Below are 24,994 nucleotides of genomic sequence, written 5' to 3'. Positions count from 1 at the left end.
GGTAGGCAGCAGCGCTCCAGCGCCACGTCAGATCGGCAGCTCCGTGGTCGATTTCAGCTCCTTCAGCACGAAGCTGGACTGCACGCCGCTGACAATCTCGTTTCGCAAAAGTGTATGGGTCATGAAGCGCTCATAGGCCTCCACATCTTCGACCCGGATCTTCAACTGATAGTCTGCACCGCCAGAGGTGGCATAGCATTCCACAATCTCCGGATGCCCTTCGATCAGCTGGGCAAATCCCGCGACTGTTTGCTCCGCATGATCGCGCAGGGTGATGGCTGCAAGAACGCAGAGTTTGCAGCTGACCAGGGCCGGGTCCAGCAGTGCAACCCGTGCGGTGATGAGCCCAGCACGTTCAAACTCCTGTATGCGTCGCCAGACGGTACTTTGTGCCATGCCGCAACGCTCCGCCAATTGCGCCAGCGACAGGCTTGCATCGCGCTGAATTTCCCGCAAAAGCCTCTGATCTGCTTGTGAAAAATTCATAGTGCTCCGAGTAATAGACACATCCTTTTATATCTAAGCAGGCTTGCGAAAAGAAAAACCCCCAGCGTGGGCCGGGGATCGGACATCGTCCGTGAGCCGTTGGCTCAGGCGCGGCGTCGGCGCGCGATCATGCCAAAGGCGCCCAAACCGGCCAACATGAGGGGCAGGCCCGCTGGCAGTGGAACAGCGGCTGGCAGCCGGTCTTCAATTTGCGCGAGCGCGGCCTGCGCGAATTCGGCCTGAGCAATGCGATTTGGATGTACCCCGTCGGCAAAGAGCCGGTTGTCCGCCAGCGCCGGGTTGAAGATCGGCTGCCCGCCGGGATCAAAGCCGACAAAAGAGCAGTTTCCGTCAAGCTGGAGCTCCTGCAGGCGGGGTGTGCAGGGAAAGATCGTATCGACAATGCCCAGCGTACCGGCTCGGTTGATCAGATCGTTGAAGAAGGCAAACTGGTCAACGCGCGTGATTGTCAGACCATCAACCGTTTCGAGCACCTGCAATCCGGCCTCAAGGGTCGCATTGAACAGAAGTGTGGCCCCCAAAACCTGCGCTGCGCGTGTGCTAAGCGCAGCGACCGTGGCCTGCGTTGCCGCGAGCTCCGTCGGGTCAGTCGCAGGGTCGGCCAAGAGCGCGGCGAGGCGCGCCTGTGCAACCACAAGCTCTGCATTGAAGGCGGGCGTGCGGCTGATGTCCGGCAGGTTGGAGACGAGGAAGTCGTCAAACTGCGGGCCGGCCTTGGCCACGCTTCGGATGCCATCAATGACCTCATTGGCCGTGCGGGTGGCGTCGAAACTGGGGGTTCCGAGTTGCTGGAAGAAATCATTGGCCCCAAACAGGACCGAGATCAGTGGATTGCTCCCAGTCTTTGTGACCGTAGCCGCGAGGCTTGCCGCCTGGTTTTGGAAGGTGGAGAGGCTGTTGAGTACCGCAAGCTGTTCGGGCGGTGTGGTCCCACCATTGCCATAGTCCGTGGTGTTCATATCGCCCGCTGTTGCACCCCCCAGAGCGAAGTTCACAGTCTCTTTGCGGGCCGCTTTGAAGACATTGGCGATGATCTCTGTCCAGACCGGGCCGTTGGAAAAGCGCCCGCCAACACTGGGTGGCGCGAGTTGGCCGAGCTTGCCGTCGTCAGACAGGCTGTCACCGACGGCGTAGTAGCTTGTGAAGTCCAGAACACCGGCCCCTGCGCCGGTGGCGAGGCTGCACGCAAGCGCAGCTGACAAGATTTGTTTCTTCATGGAGGCCTCCCACACCCGAATCGGCGCGACAGTAACACTGATTTGCTTCCCACCTACGCTGACCCAACGGAAATCTCCCGCTACGCTGCGTCACAAAAAAGGCCCCGGTGGGGTCACCGGGGCCTAATATCTAAAGCTTTGCGCCGCTTATTCGTCGGCGGGTTCGGCTTCTTTCTTGATCTCTTCGCCGGTCTCCTGATCGACGACTTTCATCGACAGGCGGACCTTGCCGCGATCATCAAAGCCAAGCAGCTTGACCTTCACTTCCTGACCTTCCTTCAGCACATCGGAAGGGTGGTTCAGGCGGCGGTTTTCGATCTGGCTGACGTGCACCAAACCGTCGCGCTTGCCAAAGAAGTTCACGAAGGCGCCGAAGTCGACGATTTTCACGACCGTTCCGGTATAGACCATGCCTTCTTCCGGCTCAGCCACGATTGAGTGGATCATGTCGTAGGCCTTTTTGATGGCTTCGCCGTTGGGCGAGGCGATCTTGATGGTGCCTTCGTCGTTGATGTCGACCTTGGCGCCTGAGACTTCCACGATCTCGCGGATGACCTTGCCGCCCGATCCGATGACTTCGCGGATCTTGTCGGTGGGGATCTGCATGGTCTCGATGCGCGGCGCGTGTTCGGAGAATTCCGCCGCGCCGGTGATCGCCTTGGCCATCTCACCGAGGATGTGCATCCGGCCGTCTTTCGCCTGCGCGAGAGCCTTTTCCATGATCTCGGGCGTGATGCCTGCGACCTTGATGTCCATCTGCAGCGAGGTGATGCCGTTTTCGGTGCCTGCGACCTTGAAGTCCATGTCGCCGAGGTGATCCTCATCGCCCAGAATGTCCGACAGGATCGCATAGGAACCGTCGTCTTCCAGGATTAGACCCATGGCCACACCGGCGACTGCCGATTTCAGCGGCACACCCGCGTCCATCATCGACAGCGAGCCGCCACAGACGGAGGCCATGGAGGAGGAGCCGTTCGATTCGGTGATCTCAGAGACCACGCGCACGGTGTAGGGAAAATCGGTCGCTGCGGGCAGAACCGCTTGCAGCGCGCGCCAGGCAAGCTTGCCGTGGCCGATTTCGCGGCGTCCAGGAGGGCCCACGCGACCCGCTTCGCCGACCGAATAGGGCGGGAAGTTGTAGTGCAGCAGGAAGTTGGATTTGAAGTTGCCATGCAGCGCGTCGATGAATTGCTCATCATCGCCGGTGCCCAGCGTGGTCACAACCAGACCCTGCGTCTCACCACGGGTGAAGAGCGCGGAGCCGTGTGTCCGCGGCAGCAGGCCAGTTTCGCAGACGATGTCGCGGATCTCGTCGGTTTTCCGACCGTCGATCCGCTTGCCGGTTTTCACCACGTCGCCGCGCAGGATGGAGGCCTCAAGGCCTTTCATTGCGGAGCCGAGGTTGGGGTCTTCGGTTTGCTCTTCCGTGAGCGCTTCCATGATTTTCTCACGGGCGGCCGCCACGGCAGTGGTGCGCTCCTGCTTGTCAGATATCGCGAAGGCAGCGCGCATGTCCGCTTCACCGGCGGCTGCGATGGCCGCTGAGAGCTCGGAGTAATCCGCAGGCTGGAAGTCAAACGGCTCTTTCGCGGCGTCTTCGGCCAGCGAAATGATCAGGTCGATCACCGGCTGGATGTTTTCATGGGCGAATTTCACAGCCCCCAGCATTTCCTCTTCCGACAGCTCGTAGGCTTCGGATTCGACCATCATGACAGCATCCTTGGTGCCCGCAACCACCAGATCGAGGCGCTGCTCGGGGTTCAGGCGCAGGTCCTGCATGTCGTCGACGGTCGGGTTCAGGATGTAGTCGCCATCCTCAAAGCCCACGCGGCAGCCGCCAATTGGCCCCATGAAGGGCGCGCCAGAGATGGTCAGCGCCGCTGAGGCCGCGATCATCGCCACCATGTCGGGGTCATTGACCAAATCGTGGGAGAGCACGGTGCACATCACCAGCACTTCGTTCTTGAAGCCGGGGACAAACAGCGGACGGATCGGACGGTCGATCAGACGCGCGGTCAGCGTCTCTTTCTCGGTCGGGCGCGCCTCGCGCTTGAAGAAGCCGCCCGGTACCTTACCGGCGGCATAGTATTTCTCTTGATAGTGCACGGTCAGCGGAAAGAAATCCTGACCGGGTTTTTGTTTCTTGGCGAAGGTGACGTTCGCCATCACACTGGTCTCGCCCAGCGTCGCAATCACCGACCCATCCGCCTGGCGGGCCACTTTTCCGGTTTCCAGTGTGAGCGTTTCCTCGCCCCACTGCATCGACTTTTTCGTTTCGTTGAACATCTAGGTTCCTCAAGTTGGCCCACTGGCCATTTGCATAGGGGGCGTATTCCCCCTGACCTCGATATCTTCTTTTGGCGGCGCTGAGGTCCGGGCGCCGGCTTTCAGATTGCGCGTACGTACACGAGATTTGAGGTATTGGAAAGGGACGCATTCCGTGACGTTAACCCCTAGCTCCAGGGCTTTTTCGGCGGGATTTTGTAGGTCGGCGGAGCATCTGGAAAAAGGTCACTGGTTACATTTTCTGCGCCTCTGCCAAAACGGGTCATCCAGGGCTTGGGTGGGGCGATCTTTCCTCCGCGCGCCCATTCAAAATAGCCGAGCGCGCCGATGGCGGGGATCGGGTCGATGGGATTTGGGTTTTCGAGCAAAAGGCCCGCTTCGCCTCCGAACCACGGGCTGTCACTCTCGGTGACGATCTCGACCACGTCCACGGTGCCGATGATCGCGCCGCGGATGAGCGCTTCAGGGCGCGGGCAGTTGGTGCCGTGCTGGGCAAAGCGCCAGTGCAGGTAGCGGTACTCGTCTTCCTTCATACCGGTGGCGGCGTGGATGCAGATCGGGCCGGGGGTCATGCGACCTGCGCGGATCGCACCGAGGCTGCGGTTCTCGATGATTTTGCCGCCGTGGAGGATCGCCCAGGCGGAGGGCTGGCGGACAGAGAGGGCGAGGCGGGGAAGGTCGTCCATGGCGGTTGAGATAGGGTGGGGCGAGTCTTAGTCGACTTCTGACCGCAGGCGCCGAGGGCGTCGCCCGACCTGGAGGGCGTTTGTGACAGCGACGCTGTGTACGACAGCCCCAACAGACCAAACCTCTTACTGGCCTCGACGTCCAAATCGCCCTCCGGGGGGAGGTCCGGCGATGCCCGGCCTATCAGCCGAGCGGGACATCTCTGCCGTAGCCTACAAGTCAATGATCCGCAGTGGCCGGGAGTTCGGTTACAAATCTTTCTCACCCAGAATGCGGCCAAAGAGCCCGACAACAAAGGCCGTGGTCATGCCGAACATCAGGATCCCTGTGACCGAGATCATCGCGCCTGCGATGCGGTAGCCGGGTTCCAGCACCACATCGCCGTAGCCCACGGTCGTATAGGTCACGAGCGAGTAGTAGATCGCTGCCTCATAGCCCGGAAAAGCGCCGATGATCCAAAGGGAAAAGGCGCTGATATAGATCTGGATCGTGTGCGACAGAAGCAGCAGCAGGAACAGGACGCAGACAGTCAGCAGCTGGTGCCGGGTGGTCCGCTCCGCATGGAAGTGATCATTGGTCTGCAGATGCCGGATCAGCCGCGCGACGCTGAGAATGTGCAGCAGCGCGCAGATGAGCAGAACGGTGCTGCCAAACACGATCTGGAGAAGGACAGGCATGGTGTGATCCGGTTGAGCTTTGAACCGGTTTACGCATGTGCCGCGGGCTTGTCCAACGCGCGTCACACCTGCGAGAGGGCTGCGAGCAGGACAACGATCATCATCGACGCGGCCATGGCGATGTTGATCACGCGCTGGGTGCGCCGCGCCAGGTTCATCCGCTGCACGGCGATGCCGAGCCAGAGCCAGCTGAAGTGGATCGGGATCCAGATCGCGTTCACGATCAGGAATTTCAGCGCCATCTCGACTGCAAAGCTCTGCGGCCAGAAGCCGAAGCCGGTGAAGAGCGCGGTGTTGACCGCATAGGCTTTGGGATTGATCGCCTGCAGCAGGATGCCGCCGGTGATGCCGGGCGGTCGGGCGCGCTCGATAAAGGCGACCTTGCTGCCCGCAAAGGCGATGCGCAGGGCGAGGTAGGTGAGATAGGCGATCGAGGCGAAGAACAGGAGCGTGCGCAGGCGGTCATCAGCCAGGATCGCGGCGGTCACGCCCGAGACGATGGCGATGCAGACCAGATTGGTGCCGATGAAGAGGCCGAGAACATAGCGTGTGGCGACACGTGCGCCAAAGGCGGCGCCGACGCCTGCGGTCGAGAGCACGCCGGGGCCGGGTGTCATCATCAGGAAGAAAACGGCGGCGGCGAAGGTGAGCATGGGCGCACTCAATCAGGTGCCGTTGCGGTGGGCAAGGCGTGAAAAAACCGCGCCGGATGGGGCGCGGTTTCGGGTACATCATTGCGACCGGGTGTCAGACTCCGCAAAAGGCTATGTCTTTCGCTCTGTCTGCACGCGTCGCCAATTCGCTACGCGAATTAGCGACGGAGGCCCAGGCGTTTGATCAGGTCCTGGTAGCGGGCCTCATCCTTGCCTTTGACGTAGTCGAGAAGTTTGCGGCGCGTGGCCACCATCTTCAACAAACCACGGCGGCCATGGTTGTCTTTCTTGTGGGTCTTGAAGTGCTCGGTCAGCGTCGCGATGCGCGAGGAGAGGATGGCAACCTGCACCTCGGGCGAACCGGTGTCGCCGTCCTTGGTTGCATAATCCTTCATGACGCGGGCTTTGTCTTCAGCAGTGATCGACATCGGGGGCTCCTGTTTCAAAAGTTTCGGTCAAGGCGCAGGCCGGGATGTCGTCCAGCACAGGCCTATGGAGTGATCCGCACAGAGAGATTCCCTGCGGAGATGCGCGGATATAGGCGCGTGCCCGAGAAATAGCAATCCTTGAAACGGATCGACAGGTTGTCAGACCGTTTCGAGCCCGACCTCCACCGCAGAGCTGAGCGGGATCAGCGTCAGGTCGGACGCGCTCAGCGATGCATCCCCGTGGACTTGCGCAACCGTCTCGCCGTTCATCGCGATCTGCATGACCGCCGGATTCTCAGGGTCTGTGGCGACAGTCACCTCGGGTTCGGTCGCGCCTGCATCGCTGTCGTCCCAGATCAGCATGAGGCCGTCGGTGCTTGCCTCATAGTCCAGTCTATCGGCGCCGCTGCGCTCTGCGATCCAGTGGTTGAGCGCCTGATACACACTGGGCTTGACCTCCATCGCGCTGGATGGGGTCGAGCCGTATTCGGAACCCTCCTCCGGCACTGTTGTGTGGGCGTCGGGGGGGGCCTTCACAGGATCGTCCTCTGCTGCAATCTCCGACATGATCTCATTAAGCACATCATCGCCCCATCCAGCGCTGGTGGGCGCATGAGGCTGTGCGCCGAAAGATGCGGGTACACCTGCTTTGAAAAGCCCGTCTGTGGTGCTGTAACCCTTGATCTGATCCAGCAGGCTGGCTTGGTCGCTGTGTAGGGGTCTGCCCTCTGCGGTGGTCTCCTCGTCGTCGGCTGTGTCCGTGCTGAGGCCTGCAAAGGCCGCCGCACCTGCACCCGCAATGCCGACCAGCCCGGCCAACCACAGCATATCGTTCACTGCTCAGTTCCTTTCGTATGGGCACGACAGATGGCACGTAAATTTGCCCCAGAAGATCTAGAAGTAAAACTTGACCAACCGGTTAATCTGCGGCGGCGCAGGGCCAGAGCACGGGCGTTCTGACGTAAGGCAGATAGAGCGGATGCCGGGGATGGCCGCCTTTTGAGAGGCCAAGGTGATGCAGCACGCATCCGTGGCTGCGCAGCAGCTGCTCAACCGTTTCACCCCGGCCCAGATGCGCGCCATGCACGCCCCAGGCCGCAATGATGGTGCCGGCCGACCGGGCGGCCTCGATCAGCGCGCTGTCATTGTCGTCGCCGATCGGTTTGGCGGCTTTTCGCAGCGCTTTCGGGTCCGTTTCCCGCCAGGCAAAGATGTTGGTCACCTCGAAGGCGCCGAACCCGAGTTTGCGCGCCCTCCGTTCACAGCGCTCAACTGTTGGATCGTTGCGCAGCTCATCCGCTTTAGACGGGTTGAGCATCACAAAGTTCACGCGCGGACCTGCCGCGTCCCACACCCGTGAGAGGCTGTAGCGGTAAGCCTCACAGTCCGAATAGACGGCGGTGGACATCGTGCCACTTGCGGTATGGGTGCGGCTTTGCATGGCACTTCATGCCAGCGCGGTTGAGTCTGGGCAAGCAACAGCAACAAGGCCGCCCAAAGAGCGGCCTTCGCCAGGTTTGTCCCGAGGGCATCAGCCCAGTGTGACTGCGCGCCTTTGCGGCAGGTCGAGCACTTCGCCCCGCAGCTCCAGTACTGCAGCGGCAACGACGGCGTAGACCACATGGCCCCAGAGTGCCACCCAGGTGATGCCGCTAAAGCCGAGGAAGGGTTTCATGCCCGCAACCAGATGCGCCATGCCGTAAAGTGCGAAGGCCCAGAGCGCGATACCGTAAACCACCGCCGTCACGCCCCAGTGCAGCTGTGGCAGCACTGCGCGCTGCGCGGGCCGGGCGATGGCGTAGTAGCCAATGACGTAGAACAGAAGACCGGTGACCGTGTGCAACAGATAGGCGGCACCTGAGGGCGCGGCGCCGAACACCGATTTTAACGTCGCACCAGCCAGGCCGACGGGGGCCAGCTTCGCGTAGCCAAACAGCGGGCTGAGTGCCTGGCCGAATGTATCAAAGGCGATGGTGGCGAAGGCGCCGGCGGTGAGGACTGTGAGAAGGGTGCGTTTCATGTGAAGGTCTCCAGGTTGGATCGATGTGCGTCGTCTGACCTGAATATGGGCTGCATATGCCAGCCCGTGCAGGGACCTCACACAAGGCTTATCCGCCACGCATCTTTCGTAACATTGCTTGTAATAACCCCACGTTTTCGCTGACATCGATGAGAGGTTTGCAACAGATTGTAATATTGGGAACTTATCAGTTCCGAATATTCAACACACGGCTGGGGTGCAGCTCGCCCGATTTGTATCTGCCAATCGCCAGGGCCTGCCCGTCATGTGAGGCCCAGGCCTCTTCGCCGTAGTCCACGTCACTGGCAAGGACCATGCCGGGGTTGCCGTTGCGCAGGCGGGCTGCGCCCTCGGCGGTGGCTTTGACTTCGGGAAGATCGGCAAGCGCCATCTCGACAGGGCGCAGGTGATCGTCCAGCGCGGGGGTGCGCGCCATCTCTTCGATCTGCTCCAGGCTCAGCCCATCTGCCGCCTCGAACGGGCCGGACCAGATGCGGCGCAGCTCTCTCACGTGGCCATAGCACCGCAGCGCCTGCCCCAGATCCCGTGCGATGGAGCGGACATAGCCGCCCTTGCCGCAGGTCAACTCAAGCGTGACGTGATCCGCATCGGGCATGTCGATCAGCAAAAGGCTCTCTACATAGAGAGGACGCGCCGCGATCTCCATTGTCTCCCCATCACGCGCCCGTTTGTAGGCCCGCTGGCCGTCGATCTTTACGGCTGAGAATTGCGGCGGCACCTGTTGGATATCGCCGATGAAGGCGCTGAGTGCAGCCTTGATCTGTGTCTCATCCGGTCGCGCGTCGCTTTCTGCAATCACCTCACCTTCGGCATCGTCGGTGTTGGTGGCCTGGCCAAGCCGCACGGTGAACTCATAGGCTTTCAGCGCATCGGTCACATAGGGCACCGTCTTGGTCGCCTCACCGAGGGCAATGGCCAGAACACCCGTGGCTTCCGGGTCCAGTGTGCCTGCGTGACCGGCTTTTTTCGCATTCAGAGCCCAGCGAACCTTGTTCACAATAGCAGTCGAGGTCGGCCCGGCGGGCTTGTCCACCACGAGCCATCCGGAAATATCTCTGCCCTGACGTTTGCGTCCCATTGTGCCTCGCGTGATCTGAGAGCGGCTCTCATAGCGGCTTGACCCGCTGACAGCCAGAGGGCGTGGCCTTCTTCTGGCAGAAAATATCCCCGCCGGAGGCATGAAACTCTACTCCAACGGTGCGACCACCCCAACGATGGGGCCGAGGCTGAACCCGAAATCGCTACGCCCCAGCTCCGGCGCATAGAGCCGCGAGATTTTGCCATCGAAGTAGAGCGCGTTGGGCAGGTCAAGGTGATCGCGAAAAAGCCGCCCGAAATCATGGAAATTCACCGGCTCGTCCGAGATGGCAAAGACCACGCGCTGGCCGTCTTCGGAGGTGCCAACCCCGTTGCGGATGAATTTTGAGGTGCCGTCTTCAAGAAATCGCGGGTGCAGCGCCCCGTCGATCACCAGCATGGGGCCGGATTGCGTGGCATCGTTGCAGGCAGGGGAGGCGGCAACAAAAGCTGAGGTCTCGAACACATCAGCCCGTCCGTCGCGCAGGCAGAAAACGCCGTTGGGCAGAAGGCCAAAGTTGCCGGGGCCTGCGCTCTCGACGATGCGCATAATCTCCTGCCCGTCCTCCACGTAGTGACCCACGGGCGCCCGGTCGTCATGATACATCCCGGCGTTCATCGCAAAGATCAACTGGCGGTTCTCGGGCGCGAGTGCCCTGTTGATATTGGAAAACTGGCCCAAGGGCGCGCCGGTGTCATCATAGAGAAACAACTCCAGCGCCTCGGTGGTCGCATCCACCTCGCAAATGGTATAGCGGACATCCTCAAAGGCATCGGTCCGGCAGTCGACGGCAGTGGCGGTCTGCGCCACCAGCGTCAGCCCTGCTGCCATGACAGCCGTGTGGTTCATTCGGCCCCGCGCTCCTCCGCGTCGGTTTTCCGGGTGTCGCGGCGGACCTCTTCGCGGCCCAGCATCTCGCGGGTCTCGTCCATCCGGTCGAAGGTTTCGTCCAGTTGAAAACGCAGATCGGGCGCGAATTTCAGTGCGAGCTTCTTGCCGATGATGCGGCGCAGCTCGCCCTTGTTGCGCGCCAGCAGTGCAACCACCTCCTCCTGCCCTTCCCCGCCCAAAGGCAGCACATAGGCCGTGGCGATCTTGAGATCGGGAGAGGTGCGCACCTCGCCCACGGTGATCGACATGCGATTGAGGTCCGGGTCGTGCACATCACCGCGCGCCAGCACGTCCGAGAGCGCGCGGCGAATAAGCTCGCCCACCCGCAGTTGCCGCTGCGACGGCCCTGGCCCGTCGTGAAACTTGTTCTTGCCCATAAGGTTCATCTAAGCGGTCGCAGGGGCTTTGCCAAGCGCGGGGTGGCGCGATAAGCAGGGGGCCGAGGTTTTGCGTGGAGAGAGCGGCATGGGTGAAAAGATCAAGGTCGTCGTGACGGGTGTGTCGGGGCGGATGGGCCAGATGCTGGTCGAGACCATTGCCGCCTCGGACCGGGTGGTGCTGAGCGGCGCGCTGGAACGCAGCGGGCATGGTTGGATCGGGCGCGATCTCGGGGTCGCTATGGGCGGGGCCGAGACCGGCGTTATTGTCAGCGACACTGCCCCGGCTGTGTTTGCGAAAGCCGATGTGGTGATCGACTTCACCGTGCCAGCGGCCACAATCGCCTTTGCTGCTGCGGCGGCTAAGGCGGGAGTGGCGCATGTCATTGGAACCACGGGGATGACCGAAGAGGAGATCGCGCAGCTGGAGGGGCCCGCGCAGCAGACCGTTATCGTGCGGGCCGGGAACATGAGCCTGGGTGTGAACCTCTTGGTGCAAGTGACGAAACGCGTCGCCGCTGCGCTCGACGAGGACTATGACATTGAGATCGTCGAGGCGCATCACAATCGGAAGGTCGATGCGCCCTCGGGCACCGCGCTGATGCTGGGCGAGGCGGCGGCAGAGGGGCGGGGTGTGGCGCTGGAGGATGTCTCGGATAGGGCGCGCGACGGGATCACCGGTGCGCGGGAGCGAGGCCGGATCGGCTTTGCGGCGATCCGGGGCGGCGATATCGTGGGAGAGCATGATGTGATGTTCGCCGCTTTGGGGGAACGGATCACGTTGCGCCATGTGGCCTCGGACCGGTCGGTTTTTGCCCGGGGTGCCCTGAAAGCCGCCCTTTGGACCCAGGGCAAGGCGCCAGGCGCCTATGACATGCTGGATGTTCTGGGGCTCGCTGAGCAGTAAATCGCCGGTTAACCACGATTTCGGAAAACCAAACTCCGCGGTGCTGCGTATCTCTATCACAGCATCGAGGGAGATCGTAGATGATGCGCACAGTGACAAGTGTTTTGGCAGGTCTCGCGCTGTTTGGGGCGAGCACAGCTGCTGCGGAGTTTGCCAAGGTCGACAGCCAGGAAGAGTTCATCTCACTCATTCAGGGTAAAGAGTTGCGTCGCCCCTTCGTGCGGCTGGAAGTGTCGCGTGAGGGTGAGATTTCCGGCATGGGTGCGGCCTGGGCCGTGACCGGCAATTGGACCTGGCAGGATGGGTATTTTTGCCGTGATCTGTTTTGGGGGGGTGATCCGCTTGGCTACAATTGCCAGGAGGTGCGGGCGCATCAGAACCGCATTCGCTTCACCTCTGACCGGGGGAGCGGCGACTCGGCAGAGTTCCGGCTGAGATAACTGGCCCCTGATCCGAAGGAACGCGCTGCGCGCGTACGCCATATTTTATACGCAGCTCACAGGCGGGTTGGCTAGAAGTCGATGGCAAGGCCCTTCTTCTCCCAATCGCCATAACGTACGGGTTCCGGACCATCCCGACCACCAAGCTCTGGCGGCAGATCGAGTTCTGCGGCCTTGCGGCGGCGCTCCGCCGCTTCGGCCAAGGCGCGTTGGGCTGCGGCGGGCAGCGTGCGGGGAGGATTTTCGGGCGCTGTGTCGTCGGTCATGATCGGGTCTTTCATCGCTCTGCGCTTGATATACGTCGGAGATTGGCGCAGACAACCCGCCAGCATTGAACGGAGCCTCACACAATGTCCGACACTGGCGTTCCCGCGCGCAGAAGCGCGGTTTACCTGCTTGACCAGATCCTGGGCGAGGGGCGGCTGATGTCGGAGCTTGTCGGCGCAGGGGCGCTTGACCGTCTGACGCCGGAGGACCGCGCGCGGGCGCAGCGGCTGGCCACAGACACATTGCGCGGGTTGGAGCGGGCCGATCGCCTGCTGCAGAAGCATCTGAAGAAATATCCGCCGCTGACCGTGCGCAACGCCTTGCGTGTGGGGACGGTCGAGCTGTGCCATGGCGCCGCCGCACATGGTGTGGTGAACGCGATGGTGCAGCTGGTGTCGCGGCACAAGCGGTTGGGGCATCTGAAGGGCCTGACCAATGCGGTGCTGCGCAAGGTGGCGGAGGAGGGGCCGGAGGCCTGGGCCACGCTGCGCGCGCCGCGCCTGCCGAAGTGGTTGCGTGGGCCTTTGGCGCAGGCCTGGGGCGGTGAGGCCATCGCCGCCATGGAGGCCGCGCATTTCGCGGGCGCGCCGCTGGATCTGACGGCGAAGACGGACCCGGCGGCGGTGGCTGAGATGACCGGGGGGATTTTGCTGCCAACGGGATCGGTGCGCGTGGAAGATGCGGGGCAAGTGTCGGCCATGGCGGGCTATGACAGCGGGGAGTGGTGGGTGCAGGATGCGGCTGCTGCACTGCCGGTGCAGGTGCTGGCGCCACAGCAGGGCGAACAGGTGTTGGACCTCTGTGCCGCCCCCGGGGGCAAGACCATGCAGCTTGCGGCAGCGGACGCAGAGGTGACTGCGGTCGATGATTCCGACGGGCGTATGGCGCGAGTGGCGGAGAATCTGGCGCGCACGGGGCTGCAGGCCAAGCTGGTGGTGCAGGATGCGCGGCGGCACGAGGGGTACTATGACGCGATCTTGCTGGATGCGCCCTGCTCGGCGACAGGCACGATCCGGCGGCACCCGGATTTGCCCTTTGCCAAGGATGGCTCGGAATTTGACGCATTGATCCAAATGCAGGCAGAGTTCATCGACCACGCGTGGTCCCTGCTGAAGCCGGGTGGGCGGATGGTGTTCTGCACCTGCTCGCTCCTGCCGGATGAGGGTGAGGTGCAGGTGGAGGAAGCACTGGCGCGCCATGGCGACATGCAGGTGGATGCGGCTGCGCTGGAACGCCCCGGGATCGACCCCGCCTGGCGGTCGGAGGAGGGTGGCTTGCGCCTGCGGCCGGACTATTGGGCTGATCTCGGGGGCATGGACGGCTTCTACATCGCCTGCCTGCGCAAGTCCGACTGACATACCAAAAGATAGTCGATGACTTGATTCGCCACTCGGGGTAGAATCGGACAACGCGCCGCCAGAGCGTCCAGCAGGCAGGTAGTCCATGTCCGAAACCCGAAGTTTTGCCGCTCGCAAAGCCCGTCTCATGAACCGGTGGCATGCCATGCGCGCAGGGCGCATGCGGGCGCAGGCGGTGGGCTTTGTCTCAGCGCCCGAGCCGCGCACCATCGGCAGTTTCGCCCGGGGGCGGCAGTTGGTGGCAGGCAACTTCCTCTTTGCCGGTCATCTGCTGGAGCATGCGCAGGCCGACCTGTGGGACCTGCCGGTGCCCGACGCCGCTTACGAGCACGAGTTGCACGGATTTGCCTGGCTGGACGATCTGGCGGCTGTGGGAGACCGCGCGGCGCGGGCCACAGCACAACGCTGGGTCTGGGGTTGGATGGAGCGCTACGGGCGCGGGCGCGGCCCCGGCTGGACGCCTGACCTGACCGGGCGGCGGCTCATTCGCTGGATCAACCACGCGCTTTTCATGTTGCAGGGCAATGATGCGCCGGACAGCGATCTTTTCTATCGCTCGCTCAACCAGCAGACGCATTTCCTGGCGCGGCGCTGGCATGGCGCCGTCAGCGGTGTGCCGCGGTTCGAGGCGCTGACCGGGTTGATCTACGCGAGCCTTGCCCTGGAGGGCATGGAGGCGATGGCAGATCCGGCTGTGAAGGGGCTGGCTCTGGAATGCCGCACTCAGATCGATGCGCAGGGCGGCCTGCCGACGCGTAACCCGGAGGAGCTGCTGGAGGTCTTCACCCTGCTGTCCTGGGCGGCAGCGGCGCTGTCCGATGCGGGCCGCGGAGCGAGTGACGACCACCTTCACGCCATCGAGCGCATTGCGCCAACCCTGCGTGCCTTGCGGCATGGCGATGGCGGGCTGGCGCGGTTTCACGGGGGCGGGCGCGGGCCGGAGGGGTGGCTCGACCAGGCGCTGGCACAGGCCAATGTCAAACGCGGCCAGCCGGAGGGGCTGTCGATGGGGTTTGCGCGCCTCTCTGCGGGGCGGACCAATGTGGTTGTCGATGCCAGCAAACCGCCGAAGGGTCGCGCCTCCTACAACGCGCATGCCTCCACGCTGGCGTTTGAACTGACATCGGGGCGGCGGCCCTTGGTGGTCAATTGTGGCTCGGGGCGATCTTTTGGGGCGGATTGGCGCCGGGCCGGGCGCGCGACGCCGTCGCATTCGACCCTGGCGTTGGACGGCTACTCCAGCGCGCGGTTGGGCGATGCCGATCCGTCGACCGGGCGGGAAGAGCTGATCGAAGGGCCCACAAAGGTGCCCATCGAGTTCGGCCGTGTCAGTGACGGCTTGCGGTTTCAGGGCGGGCACGATGGGTTCGCCCCGACGCATGGGCTCACCCACGCCCGCACGCTGGAGATGACCTTCGATGGCCGCGCATTGGCCGGAGAGGACATGTTGCTGGCGCTCAATGATGCGGAGAAGAAGCGGTTTGATCTGGCCATGAATGCCACGCAGTTGCAGGGCATCGCCTTTGACATCCGGTTTCATCTGCATCCGGACGTGGATGCGACGATTGATCTGGGCGGTGCTGCCGTCTCAATTGCGCTCAAGAGCGGCGAGATCTGGGTCTTTCGGCACGACAACACGCAAAAGCTGACGCTGCAGCCCTCGGTCTATCTGGACACCGGGCGGCTGAAGCCGCGCGAGGCAAATCAGATTGTGCTTTCGGGCCGGGCTATGTCATACGCCACGCGTGTTCGCTGGTCTCTCTCTAAGGCGCAGGAAACTGCCGTGGGAGTGCGGGACCTGACCCTGGACACGGACAGTTTGACAGACGAGCCCTGAAGGACCCTGCCCATGACCGATATTGCCCCGCTGCGCCGCGCGCTGCTTTCCGTATCCGATAAGACCGGGTTGGTTGAGTTTGGCACCGCGCTGGCAGCCAGAGGGGTGGAGCTGCTGTCGACCGGTGGCACGGCCAAGGTGCTGCGCGCGGCGGGGCTTGAGGTGCGCGATGTGGCAGAGGTTACCGGATTTCCCGAGATGATGGATGGGCGGGTGAAGACGCTGCATCCGGTTGTGCATGGGGGTCTACTGGCGCTGCGTGACAATGCTGACCATGTGGCGGCGATGGAGACCCATGGGATCGGGGCGATTGATCTGGTGGTGGTGAACCTCTACCCGTTCGAGGAAACGGTGGCCAAAGGGGCCGAATATGCCGAGGTGATCGAGAACATCGATATCGGCGGGCCTGCGATGATCCGCTCGGCAGCGAAGAACCACGGGTTTGTGACCGTGGTGGTGGATGTCGAAGACTATGACGCGGTGCTGGCGGAGCTGGAGGCCAACGACGGGCAAACCGCCTATGCGCTGCGCCAGCGTTTGGCGCAGACGGCATACGCGCGCACGGCAGCCTATGACACGGCTGTTAGCACGTGGATGGCCGCGCAGGTCGGCGAGACACCCCGGCGGCGGACATTTGGTGGAACCCTGGCGCAGAGTCTGCGCTATGGTGAGAACCCACATCAGCAGGCGGCGTTCTATACGGATGGCTCCGGCGGCGCGGGTGTGGCGACGGCGACCCAGCACCAGGGCAAAGAGCTGAGCTATAACAATATAAACGACACGGATGCCGCTTTTGAATTGGTCAGCGAATTTGACCCTGCCAACAGCCCGGCCTGTGCGATCATCAAACATGCCAACCCCTGCGGCGTGGCGCGGGGAGCGACGCTGAAAGAGGCCTATAGCCGCGCCTTTGATTGTGACCGGACCTCGGCCTTTGGCGGGATCATTGCGCTGAACCAGCCGCTTGATGCGGAGACGGCGCAGGAGATCACCGGGATTTTCACCGAAGTGGTGATTGCGCCTGGGGCAGATGCTGGCGCTATGGATATTTTCGGCCAGAAGAAGAACCTGCGGTTGCTAACCACAGATGGGCTTGCCGATCCGCGCGCTGTGGGGCTTGCCGTGCGGCAAGTCTCGGGCGGGTATCTGGTGCAGGACAAGGATGTGGGGCACGTCAGTGCGGATGACCTCAAGGTTGTGACCAAGCGGCAGCCGACAGAGCTGGAGATGGCCGACTTGCTCTTTGCCTGGACCGTGGCGAAACACGTGAAATCCAACGCGATCATCTATGTGAAGGATGGGGCGACCGTGGGCGTGGGTGCGGGGCAGATGAGCCGGGTTGACAGCACGCGGATTGCCGCGCGCAAGGCGCAGGACATGGCAGAGGCGATGGGTCTGCCCGCGCCGCTGACCCAAGGGTCGGTTGTTGCGTCTGATGCGTTCTTTCCCTTCGCCGACGGGCTGATCACCGCCGCTGAGGCAGGGGCCACGGCGCTCATTCAGCCCGGCGGCTCCATGCGCGATGACGAGGTGATCGCTGCGGCGGATGAGGCCGGGCTGGCGATGGTCTTCACCTCCATGCGCCACTTCCGGCACTAGGGGGACGCAATGCGCGCTTTGGCCTCGGCTGCTGTTGTGGCCTTTATCGTAGACCAGTTGAGCAAATATCTGGTGATTCATCAGATGGAGCTCTGGCGCGTTCAGGCCATTGATGTGTTGCCGCCGCTGCTGAACTTTCGCTATGGCGAGAACCGGGGGATTAACTTTGGCCTGTTCAGCGACGGGTCCGACGCCAGCCGCTGGGTGCTGATCGGGCTGGCGGTGGTGATCTGCGCGGCGGTGCTGATCTGGGTGCGGCGGCAGCAGTTGGGCCTGTGGCCGCAGGTGGGGGCCGGGCTGCTGATTGGCGGGGCGCTCGCCAATGTGCTGGATCGGCTGCTCTATGGGTATGTTCTGGATTTCCTGAACATGTCGTGCTGCGGCATCGACAACCCCTTTGTCTTCAACATCGCGGATGTGTTCATCTTTGGCGGAGCGATCTTGCTGGTGTTTCTGGCGCCGGACCCCAAGGACAGGTCCAAAAAAGGCCAGTGACATTCCCTGCCGGGCTGGCGTAAGAACAGGGTGTTCACAAGGAGACTTCCATGCGCCGCATCGTGGCCCTCGCTCTGATCACCGCTTGTGTCGGCGCCTGCGTCAATACCGGACTGCGCGATCTGCAGTCCAATTCGCGCGGGCCGGATGAGTTCATTATCGAGCCCAAAGCCCCCTTGCAGACCCCGGATGACCTGTCCGCGCTGCCAACGCCGACGCCGGGGCAGAGCAATCTGACCGACAATGACCCGCTTGGTGATGCGGTCGTGGCCCTTGGCGGGCGCACGTCGGATGCAGCGGGTATCCCGGCCTCTGACGGCGCGCTGGTGACGGCGGCCAGCCGGTTTGGTGTGGCACCTGATATTCGCGCAGATCTTGCGGCAGAAGATGAACGGTTCCGAAAACGTCAGGCTCGGTTCTCGCAGATCCGCCTTTTTCGGGAAGATCGATATCTGGAGGCCTATAGCAGAGAACGGCTTGACGCGAACAAGACCGCGGAACGGTGGCGGCGCGCAGGCGCCAGAACGCCGAGCTACCCTCCGAATTGACGCGCTGACCTCACATTCGTGACAGCATGACTTGAACCGGAGGGCGCGGGGCGTATCTCTTGGCGAGACCGATCTGTCTGACCGTGAAGGGATGCCCCATGATCCGATTGCCTCTGCTTGCTGCCTGTCTTGCGCTTTTGCCCGGGCTGGCCTCCGCGACAGACGAAGCTGTCACCACCTTCGCGCTTGAGAACGGCATGCAGGTTGTTGTGGTCGAAGATCACCGCGCGCCGGTGGTGCAGCATATGGTCTGGTACCGCGCCGGATCGGCGGATGAACCCAAAGGATCATCTGGTGTGGCGCATTTCTTGGAACATCTGCTCTTCAAGGCCACCGAAACACTGGAGGCCGGAGAACTGTCAGCCACAGTGGCGCGCAACGGCGGGCGCGACAACGCGTTTACCTCTTACGACTACACCGCCTATTTCCAGCGTGTCGCGGCCGACCGGCTGGAGCTGATGATGCGCATGGAAAGCGACCGCATGCGCAACATTCGCCTGACCGAAGAGAATATCGCGACCGAGCGCGACGTGATCATAGAAGAGCGCAACCAGCGCACCGAGAACAACCCAAACGCGCTTTTTGGCGAACAGATGTCGGCAGCCCAATATCTCAACCACCGCTATGCTGTGCCCATCATCGGCTGGATGCACGAGATGGAGACGCTGGATATGCAGGATGCGCTGGGGTTTTATGAGACCTACTATGCGCCCAACAATGCGATCCTTGTGGTGTCGGGGGACGTGACGCCCGAGGAGGTCCGCGCTCTGGCGGAAACCTACTATGGCGTGATTCCAGCGAACCCGGATCTGCCCGAACGCATTCGGACCGAAGAGCCACCGCAGACCGCCGAGCGGCGCTTGATCTACCGCGACGCGCGGGTGGCGCAACCCTATGTGCGGCGGTCGTATTTGGCGCCGGAGCGGGACCCCGGCGCACAGGGGACAGCGGCGGCGCTGACGTTCCTGGCGGAAATTCTGGGGGGTGGGACGACGTCGTATCTGACGGATGCGCTGCAGTTCGACACGCAGGTCGCCACCTATTCGGCCGCCTTTTATCGCGGGGTGTCCTTGGATGATACGACCTTCAATGTTGTTGTCGTGCCCCAGCCCAACGTCAGCCTGCAGGAGGCTGAGGATGCCATGGATGCGGCGCTCGCCCAGTTCATGATCGACGGGGTGGACCCCGCGCAGTTGGAGCGGATCAAGATGCAGATCCGGGCGGATCAGATTTATGCCCGGGATGACGTGGACCGGATTGCCAACCGCTATGGGCAGGCGCTGGCCTCCGGGCTGACGGTTGAGGATGTGCAGGCCTGGCCCGATGTGCTGGATGCCGTGACCGCTGAGGATATCATGCAGGCCGCGCGCGATGTGTTTGACCGCCGCGCCTCGGTCACTGGCTGGCTGATGCGTGAGGAGGTGACCCAATGACCCGCTTTTTCCTGACGATCTGTGTGGTGTTGGGGCTGGCGCTGCCTGCGCAGGCCGAGGTGGAGATCCAGGAGGTGACGTCGGAGGCCGGTCTGACCGCTTGGCTGGTCGAAGACCATTCGATCCCCTTTGTGGCGCTGGAGCTGCGCTTCCGCGGCGGGGCCTCGCTGGACGCGCCCGGCAAGCGTGGGTCGACCAGCCTGATGACGTGGTTGCTGGAAGAGGGCGCGGGTGACATGGATGCGCGCGACTTTGCGCGGGCAACCGAGGCTTTGGCGACGAGTTTTGACTTCGATATCAACGACGATTCGCTGTCCATCTCCGCGCGATTTCTGACCGAGAACAAGGCGGCATCGGTGGCGCTTTTGCGCGCGGTGCTGCAGCAGCCTCGGTTCGATCCAGAAGCCATTGAGCGTGTGCGAGCGCAGGTGCTCTCCGGCATCCGCTCGGATGCGAAGGACCCCAACGATATTGCGGGCCGCACCTTTGATCAGATTGCCTTTGGCGAGCATCCCTATGGGTCCTCATCGGATGGGACCGAAGAGAGCGTGGCGGCGTTGACCCGCGAGGATCTATTGGCTGCGCATGAGGCTATTCTGGCGCGTGACCGGATCTACATTGGCGCTGTGGGAGATATCACGCCGGATCAGCTGGCTGCGCTGATGGATGAGCTCTTGGCGGATTTGCCAGCCGAGGGCGCGCCGATGCCCGAACGGGCGGAGGTGACGATCCCCGGCGGGTTGACCGTGGTGCCCTTTGAGACGCCGCAATCCGTGGCCATGTTCGGGCATTCGGGCATTGCGCAGGACGATCCGGACTACTTCACCGCAATCGTGTTGAACCAGATCCTCGGGGGTGGCGGGTTCGAGAGCCGCCTGATGGATGAGGTGCGCGAGAAGCGTGGGCTGACCTATGGTGTCTATTCTTATCTGGTGCCGAAGGATCTGGCAGAGGTGTATCTGGGCTCCGTCAGCTCGGCCAATGACCGGATTGCGGAGGCCATTGAGGTGATCCGCGCGGAATGGGCCAAGGCGGCCTCTGAAGGGGTCACTCAGGCTGAATTGGATGATGCCAAGACTTACATGACAGGTGCCTATCCGCTGCGGTTTGATGGCAATGGGCCGATTGCACGAATCATGGTGGGCATGCAGATGCTAGGTCTGCCGATTGACTACATCGCCACGCGGAATGAGCGGGTCGAGGCGGTCACCCTTGACGACGTCAAACGCGTGGCGGGCGAGTTGCTGGATCCGGACGGGTTGCACTTTGTCGTTGTGGGCCAGCCCGCTGGTCTCGAAAACACGCCGGCGAACTAGGGGCTGGTCCTGAACGGAGGCGCTGACGCGCCACGTCATGTCCTCGGCCTTGGACGGGCCGAGTGTTGCCGCGTGATGCTGGCCTTATTCTCCGTAGGGTATCCAGATGTTCTTGACCTCTGTCGCGGCGGCAAGGAAGTCGCGTCCCTGACCGGCGGCGCCAAGCCAGTCCCGGGCCAGGCCATTGTTCACCCAGGTGCGTTTGAGGTTTGAGGCGCTTGCTCTTTCGACGACGTCGCAGAGGGGGGCCGCGCCAAAACTCCAGACCGCGTCGATGTCCATATGGCCTGCCATATGTGGTGCGATTTCGCTGTGTGTGCCGGTGAGGATGTTGACCACGCCCGGAGGCACGTCGGAGGTTTCCAGAACCTGGATGAAATCCGTGGCGGCGAGCGGGAAGGGCTCGGATGCGTTCAGGATCACGCGGTTGCCCATGGAGATGGCGGGCGCCATGCAGGAGATCAAGCCCAGGAGTGGCGCGTCATTGGGGCAGATCGCGCCGATCACGCCCACGGGTTCTTTCATTGCGATGGCCACGCCTCGGATGGGGACGCCGTGCACTTGGCCGTCATATTTGTCGGCCCAGGCGGCGTAGGTGAAGAGGCGGTTGATCGCGGTCTCCACCTCTTTTGCCCCTCGCTCGCCGCCTTGCATGTCGTTGAGGCGATGGGCGAATTCATCCGCGCGGGCCGAGAGGTTTTCGCCGATGTAATAGAGGATCTGCGCCCGCAGGTGCCCGGTGGTTTTGGACCAGGCCTTGGCTGCTTGTGCGGCCTCCACGGCGTTGCGCAGGTCTTTGCGGTTGGCCAGCGAGACGTGACCCAGCAGCGCGCCGGATTTGCCCCAGACGGGCGCGGAGTAGCCACTGTCAGGGCGCGCCTGCTTGCCGCCGATATAGAGTTTGGCGGTGCGGTCTATGGGGTCTGCCGGGGCGCCAGCGCCGGTGTTGGGTTTGATGTCCTTTAGCGCCTTTGGTGTGCCCTTCGGGCGGGTGTAGGCGGCAAGCCCCTCCCAGCCGCCTTCGCGGCCAAAGCCGCTTTCGCGTTTGCCGCCGAACCCTGCGGCCGCATCCATCAGGTTGGTGCCATTCACCCAGACGATGCCGCAGGCCAGCTTGGGCGCGATATCAAGCGCGAGGTTGATGTTTTCGCTCCAGACCGTGGCGGCAAGCCCGTAGCGGGTGTTGTTGGCAAGCGCAACCGCCTCCTCAGGCGTGCGGAAGGTGGTGGAGACAAGCACGGGGCCGAAGATCTCCTCCTGCATGAGCGTATCGGCTGGGTTGAGGCCGGTGATCAGCGTGGGCGGGTAGAACACGCCTTGGGTAGGCAGCGCAGTGCTGGCCACATGTTTGTCGCCTGCCGTGTTGGCGGAGACCAGATCGGTTATCGTGCGCAGCTGTGCCGGGTCGACAATGGCGCCGACGTCGATGCTTTTGTCCAGCGGGTCTCCGATACGCAGCTTGTCCATGCGGGCGCGCAGCTTGCCATAGAAAAGGTCGGCCACCGGTTCATGCACGAGCAGGCGGGAGCCCGCGCAGCAGACCTGGCCCTGGTTGAACCAGATCGCATCCACCAGCCCTTCGACGGCTGAATCCAGATCCGCGTTGTCGAAGACGATGTAGGGCGACTTGCCGCCCAGCTCCAATGTCAGCGTCTTGCCCGAGCCTGCCGTGGCCTCGCGGATGCGGCGCCCCACAGCGGTGGAGCCGGTGAAGGCCACCTTGTCGACCTCGGCGGCCACAACCATCTCGCCCACGGCGCCATCGCCGGTCACGATGTTCACCACGCCCTTGGGCAACCCCGCCTGCTGACAGATCTCGGCAAAGAGCAGGGCGGTGAGCGAGGTATATTCTGCGGGTTTCAGCACCACCGTGTTCCCCATGGCCAGCGCAGGGGCAATCTTCCAGGCCAGCATCAGCAGCGGGAAGTTCCAGGGAATGACTTGCCCGCAAACACCAAGCGCGGCGCGGTCCGGTAACTCGTCCTCCATCAGCTGGGCCATGCCCGCATGGAAGTAGAAATGCCGCTGCGCCAAAGGCACGTCTATGTCGCGGCTCTCGCGGATCGGCTTGCCGTTGTCCAACGTCTCCAGCACCGCAAAGAGGCGGCTGTGCTTCTGCAGAAGCCGCGCCAGAGCATAAAGATAACGCGCGCGTCCAGCACCGCCCAGTCGCTCCCATCCGCTCTGCGCTGCGCGAGCGGCTTTGACCGCAGCGTCGACGTCCGTCTGGCTGCCTTGCGTCAGCGTCGCCAAAACTTCGCCGGTGGCCGGGTTGCGGCTCTCAAAACCTTGTCCGGGTTCGGTGAAGCGCCCATCGATGAATTGGCCAAAGACCCCACCACGCGCGGCAATCCAGGCCAGGGCCTCGGATGCACTCTCAGGGGCCGGGCCGTAGGTCATTGTTTCGAAGACTTCTTTTACGGTCATGTCTTCACCCTTCCAAAAATACTCAAATCCCGACGCTTTAACTCAACTCGTCGGGTGGCGATAGCTGGCGGAATAATGGCCTGTCACATGATGCTCCAACTGCCGCTCGATGTCGTTCAGCAGCGAGGACGCGCCAAAGCGGAAGAGGTCGGGTTGTAACCAGCGGTCGCCCAGCTCTTCCTTCATCAGCGCCAGATAGGTGATCGCATCCTTGGCTTTCGAAATCCCGCCTGCGGGCTTGTAGCCCACGCGATAGCCGGTGCGGGCATGGTAGTCTCGGATGGCGCGGATCATCACGAGCGACACCGGCAGCGTCGCATTCACACTCTCTTTACCGGTTGAGGTCTTAATGAAATCCGCCCCTGCCATCATGCAGATCAGCGAGGCCCTTGCTACATTGCGCAGCGAGCCCAACTCGCCCGTTGCAAGGATCGCCTTCACATGCGCCTCGCCGCAGGCCGCCCGGAAAGCGCGCATCTCGTCATAAAGCGCTTGCCAGTTGCCCGAGAGCACATGGCGGCGCGAAATCACGATGTCGATCTCAGCGGCCCCTGCGGCAACACTCTCCTCAATCTCCGCGATGCGCAGATGAAGCGGCGACAAGCCCGCCGGAAAGCCCGTGCTGACCGCCGCCACTGGTATGCTCGAGCCTTCCAGCGCGCGCACGGCGGCCGGAATCATCTCGTGGTAGACGCAGACCGCGCCGGTGGTGATTGGCCCCATCTCCATGGCGTCGAGCAGGCTTTGCGCAATCGGTTGGCGCGCCTTGGCGCAGAGGCGCCCAACGCGGTTTTCCGTGTCGTCACCGGACAATGTGGTCAGATCAATGCAAGTGACCGCGCGCAACAGCCATGCCGCCTGATGCGCCTTCTTGACCGAACGCCGTGCAGGCAAGGTGGCCGCGCGCCGTTCGATGGCCGAGGTGTTCGCTTGCACCGCGCGCACCCACTCCATGTCCAGCGTCATCCCCGGATTGCGGGGTTCTGTGACCTGCGGCAGCTGATGGCTGGCCTCCGTGGTGACGGTCTGGTTGGTTGGGCTGAGCATCGCGATCCTCCGGGTCGGTCAGAGGTGCAAAATCGCACGGGTCGCGCACCTTGGCAAGACGACCTCCGCCGCGTCACGTGCAAAATCTGATCAACTGCCGCGGTATGTGGAATATCCAAAGGGTGAGAGCAGCAGCGGCACATGATAGTGGCTGTCCGCCTCCGACATCCCGAAGCGGATCGGGATGCTGTCGAGGAACCGAGGCTCCCCCGGGGTAACACCGCTGGCCGTCAGATAAGGCCCCGCGTCGAACACCAATTCATAGATGCCTGTCTCGAAAGCCTCCTCGCCGAGGATCGGTGCATCAGTGCGCCCATCCGCGTTGGTCACCGCACCCGCAATCCTCACCGGCCCAACGTCGGTGATCCGGTACAACGTGATCTCGATTCCCGCCGCAGGACAGCCGCGCGCCGTGTCCAGAACATGGGTGGTCAGATATCCCTCGGCCATGGCGCGCTCCTCTATCGGTTTGCAGCAG

General features: G+C 62.8%; 26 protein-coding genes. 9 read left to right on the top strand and 17 right to left on the bottom strand.

Features of this window, described 5'->3' with window-relative positions; translation table 11 throughout:
• Window positions 1–27 precede the first annotated feature (27 nt).
• The 13 genes from So717_RS04590 to rbfA all read right to left on the bottom strand — a co-directional run bounded on the left by So717_RS04590 (window position 28) and on the right by rbfA (window position 10,842).
• Window positions 28–486 (bottom strand): Lrp/AsnC family transcriptional regulator, encoded by a 459-nt coding sequence (locus So717_RS04590; protein WP_159975037.1) that lies wholly within the window; start codon window positions 484–486, stop codon window positions 28–30.
• 104 nt (window positions 487–590) lie between these two features.
• A complete protein-coding gene (locus So717_RS04585; protein ID WP_159975036.1) occupies window positions 591–1,724 on the bottom strand; it encodes an SGNH/GDSL hydrolase family protein in 1,134 nt (377 codons plus the stop codon).
• Window positions 1,725–1,871: 147 nt separating this feature from the next.
• Window positions 1,872–4,010, bottom strand: a complete 2,139-nt coding sequence (gene pnp, locus So717_RS04580) for a polyribonucleotide nucleotidyltransferase (RefSeq protein ID WP_159975035.1) — start codon at window positions 4,008–4,010, stop codon at window positions 1,872–1,874.
• A 167-nt stretch (window positions 4,011–4,177) separates the two neighbouring features.
• Complete coding sequence (locus So717_RS04575; protein ID WP_202981892.1) at window positions 4,178–4,696, bottom strand: ASCH domain-containing protein; 519 nt, start codon at window positions 4,694–4,696, stop codon at window positions 4,178–4,180.
• A gap of 249 nt (window positions 4,697–4,945) precedes the next feature.
• The gene (locus tag So717_RS04570; RefSeq protein WP_159975034.1) at window positions 4,946–5,374 is read right to left on the bottom strand and encodes a potassium channel family protein; all 429 of its coding nucleotides are present in this window, start codon (window positions 5,372–5,374) and stop codon (window positions 4,946–4,948) included.
• Window positions 5,375–5,436: 62 nt separating this feature from the next.
• Window positions 5,437–6,027: a LysE family translocator gene (locus So717_RS04565; RefSeq protein ID WP_159975033.1), complete on the bottom strand. Its 591-nt coding sequence runs from the start codon at window positions 6,025–6,027 to the stop codon at window positions 5,437–5,439.
• Window positions 6,028–6,185: 158 nt separating this feature from the next.
• The gene (gene rpsO, locus So717_RS04560) at window positions 6,186–6,455 is read right to left on the bottom strand and encodes a 30S ribosomal protein S15 (RefSeq protein WP_159975032.1); all 270 of its coding nucleotides are present in this window, start codon (window positions 6,453–6,455) and stop codon (window positions 6,186–6,188) included.
• 159 nt (window positions 6,456–6,614) lie between these two features.
• Window positions 6,615–7,292, bottom strand: a complete 678-nt coding sequence (locus tag So717_RS04555; RefSeq protein WP_159975031.1) for a hypothetical protein — start codon at window positions 7,290–7,292, stop codon at window positions 6,615–6,617.
• Window positions 7,293–7,374: 82 nt separating this feature from the next.
• Window positions 7,375–7,896 (bottom strand): DUF1643 domain-containing protein, encoded by a 522-nt coding sequence (locus So717_RS04550; protein ID WP_159975030.1) that lies wholly within the window; start codon window positions 7,894–7,896, stop codon window positions 7,375–7,377.
• Between the two features lie 90 nt (window positions 7,897–7,986).
• The gene (locus So717_RS04545; protein WP_159975029.1) at window positions 7,987–8,475 is read right to left on the bottom strand and encodes a hypothetical protein; all 489 of its coding nucleotides are present in this window, start codon (window positions 8,473–8,475) and stop codon (window positions 7,987–7,989) included.
• A gap of 187 nt (window positions 8,476–8,662) precedes the next feature.
• A complete protein-coding gene (truB, locus tag So717_RS04540; RefSeq protein WP_159975028.1) occupies window positions 8,663–9,574 on the bottom strand; it encodes a tRNA pseudouridine(55) synthase TruB in 912 nt (303 codons plus the stop codon).
• A 108-nt stretch (window positions 9,575–9,682) separates the two neighbouring features.
• Window positions 9,683–10,423 (bottom strand): phosphodiester glycosidase family protein, encoded by a 741-nt coding sequence (locus tag So717_RS04535; protein ID WP_159975027.1) that lies wholly within the window; start codon window positions 10,421–10,423, stop codon window positions 9,683–9,685.
• A complete protein-coding gene (gene rbfA / locus So717_RS04530) occupies window positions 10,420–10,842 on the bottom strand; it encodes a 30S ribosome-binding factor RbfA (protein WP_159975608.1) in 423 nt (140 codons plus the stop codon). The genes So717_RS04535 and rbfA overlap by 4 nt, the downstream gene beginning before the upstream one ends.
• Before the next feature lie 88 nt (window positions 10,843–10,930).
• On the opposite strand from rbfA, the gene dapB reads away from it, so the two are divergent.
• Together dapB and So717_RS04520 are read left to right on the top strand one after the other, a co-directional pair.
• Entirely contained in the window at window positions 10,931–11,749 is an 819-nt protein-coding gene (dapB, locus tag So717_RS04525; protein ID WP_159975026.1) for a 4-hydroxy-tetrahydrodipicolinate reductase, read from the top strand.
• Window positions 11,750–11,829: 80 nt separating this feature from the next.
• Entirely contained in the window at window positions 11,830–12,189 is a 360-nt protein-coding gene (locus tag So717_RS04520; RefSeq protein ID WP_238840675.1) for a dihydrodipicolinate reductase, read from the top strand.
• Between the two features lie 71 nt (window positions 12,190–12,260).
• On the opposite strand, the gene So717_RS04515 is transcribed toward So717_RS04520, so the two are convergent.
• A complete protein-coding gene (locus So717_RS04515) occupies window positions 12,261–12,455 on the bottom strand; it encodes a DUF1674 domain-containing protein (protein ID WP_159975025.1) in 195 nt (64 codons plus the stop codon).
• Window positions 12,456–12,539: 84 nt separating this feature from the next.
• Here So717_RS04515 and So717_RS04510 point away from each other — a divergent pair, with 84 nt between their 5' ends.
• The 7 genes from So717_RS04510 (at window position 12,540) to So717_RS04480 (ending at window position 21,042) form a co-directional block, all read left to right on the top strand.
• Window positions 12,540–13,811: an RsmB/NOP family class I SAM-dependent RNA methyltransferase gene (locus tag So717_RS04510; RefSeq protein WP_159975024.1), complete on the top strand. Its 1,272-nt coding sequence runs from the start codon at window positions 12,540–12,542 to the stop codon at window positions 13,809–13,811.
• Window positions 13,812–13,899: 88 nt separating this feature from the next.
• Entirely contained in the window at window positions 13,900–15,651 is a 1,752-nt protein-coding gene (locus tag So717_RS04505; protein WP_159975023.1) for a heparinase II/III family protein, read from the top strand.
• Window positions 15,652–15,663: 12 nt separating this feature from the next.
• On the top strand, window positions 15,664–17,250 hold the full coding sequence (gene purH, locus So717_RS04500; RefSeq protein ID WP_159975022.1) for a bifunctional phosphoribosylaminoimidazolecarboxamide formyltransferase/IMP cyclohydrolase: 1,587 nt from the start codon (window positions 15,664–15,666) through the stop codon (window positions 17,248–17,250).
• Window positions 17,251–17,259: 9 nt separating this feature from the next.
• Complete coding sequence (lspA, locus tag So717_RS04495; protein ID WP_159975021.1) at window positions 17,260–17,745, top strand: signal peptidase II; 486 nt, start codon at window positions 17,260–17,262, stop codon at window positions 17,743–17,745.
• A 50-nt stretch (window positions 17,746–17,795) separates the two neighbouring features.
• Window positions 17,796–18,293 carry a DUF3035 domain-containing protein gene (locus So717_RS04490; RefSeq protein WP_159975020.1) on the top strand — a complete coding sequence of 166 codons (498 nt, stop codon included), beginning with the start codon at window positions 17,796–17,798 and terminating at the stop codon, window positions 18,291–18,293.
• Window positions 18,294–18,391: 98 nt separating this feature from the next.
• A complete protein-coding gene (locus So717_RS04485; RefSeq protein WP_159975019.1) occupies window positions 18,392–19,726 on the top strand; it encodes a M16 family metallopeptidase in 1,335 nt (444 codons plus the stop codon).
• Window positions 19,723–21,042, top strand: coding sequence for a M16 family metallopeptidase (locus So717_RS04480; RefSeq protein WP_159975018.1), 1,320 nt, complete (start codon window positions 19,723–19,725; stop codon window positions 21,040–21,042). Before So717_RS04485 ends, So717_RS04480 begins: the two co-directional genes overlap by 4 nt.
• Window positions 21,043–21,126: 84 nt before the next feature.
• On the opposite strand, the gene So717_RS04475 is transcribed toward So717_RS04480, so the two are convergent.
• From So717_RS04475 to uraH, 3 genes are all read right to left on the bottom strand, one after another.
• On the bottom strand, window positions 21,127–23,469 hold the full coding sequence (locus So717_RS04475) for an aldehyde dehydrogenase family protein (RefSeq protein ID WP_159975017.1): 2,343 nt from the start codon (window positions 23,467–23,469) through the stop codon (window positions 21,127–21,129).
• A gap of 42 nt (window positions 23,470–23,511) precedes the next feature.
• Window positions 23,512–24,516, bottom strand: coding sequence for a deoxyribose-phosphate aldolase (gene deoC / locus So717_RS04470; RefSeq protein WP_159975016.1), 1,005 nt, complete (start codon window positions 24,514–24,516; stop codon window positions 23,512–23,514).
• Window positions 24,517–24,606: 90 nt separating this feature from the next.
• On the bottom strand, window positions 24,607–24,966 hold the full coding sequence (uraH, locus tag So717_RS04465) for a hydroxyisourate hydrolase (RefSeq protein WP_159975015.1): 360 nt from the start codon (window positions 24,964–24,966) through the stop codon (window positions 24,607–24,609).
• Between the last annotated feature and the right edge of the window lie 28 nt (window positions 24,967–24,994).

Source organism: Roseobacter cerasinus, assembly GCF_009811755.1.
In the GTDB taxonomy this organism is placed as follows: domain Bacteria; phylum Pseudomonadota; class Alphaproteobacteria; order Rhodobacterales; family Rhodobacteraceae; genus Roseobacter; species Roseobacter cerasinus.
The sequence above is the reverse complement of the archived record's forward strand: the minus strand, read 5'-3'. Positions and strand labels throughout refer to the sequence as shown.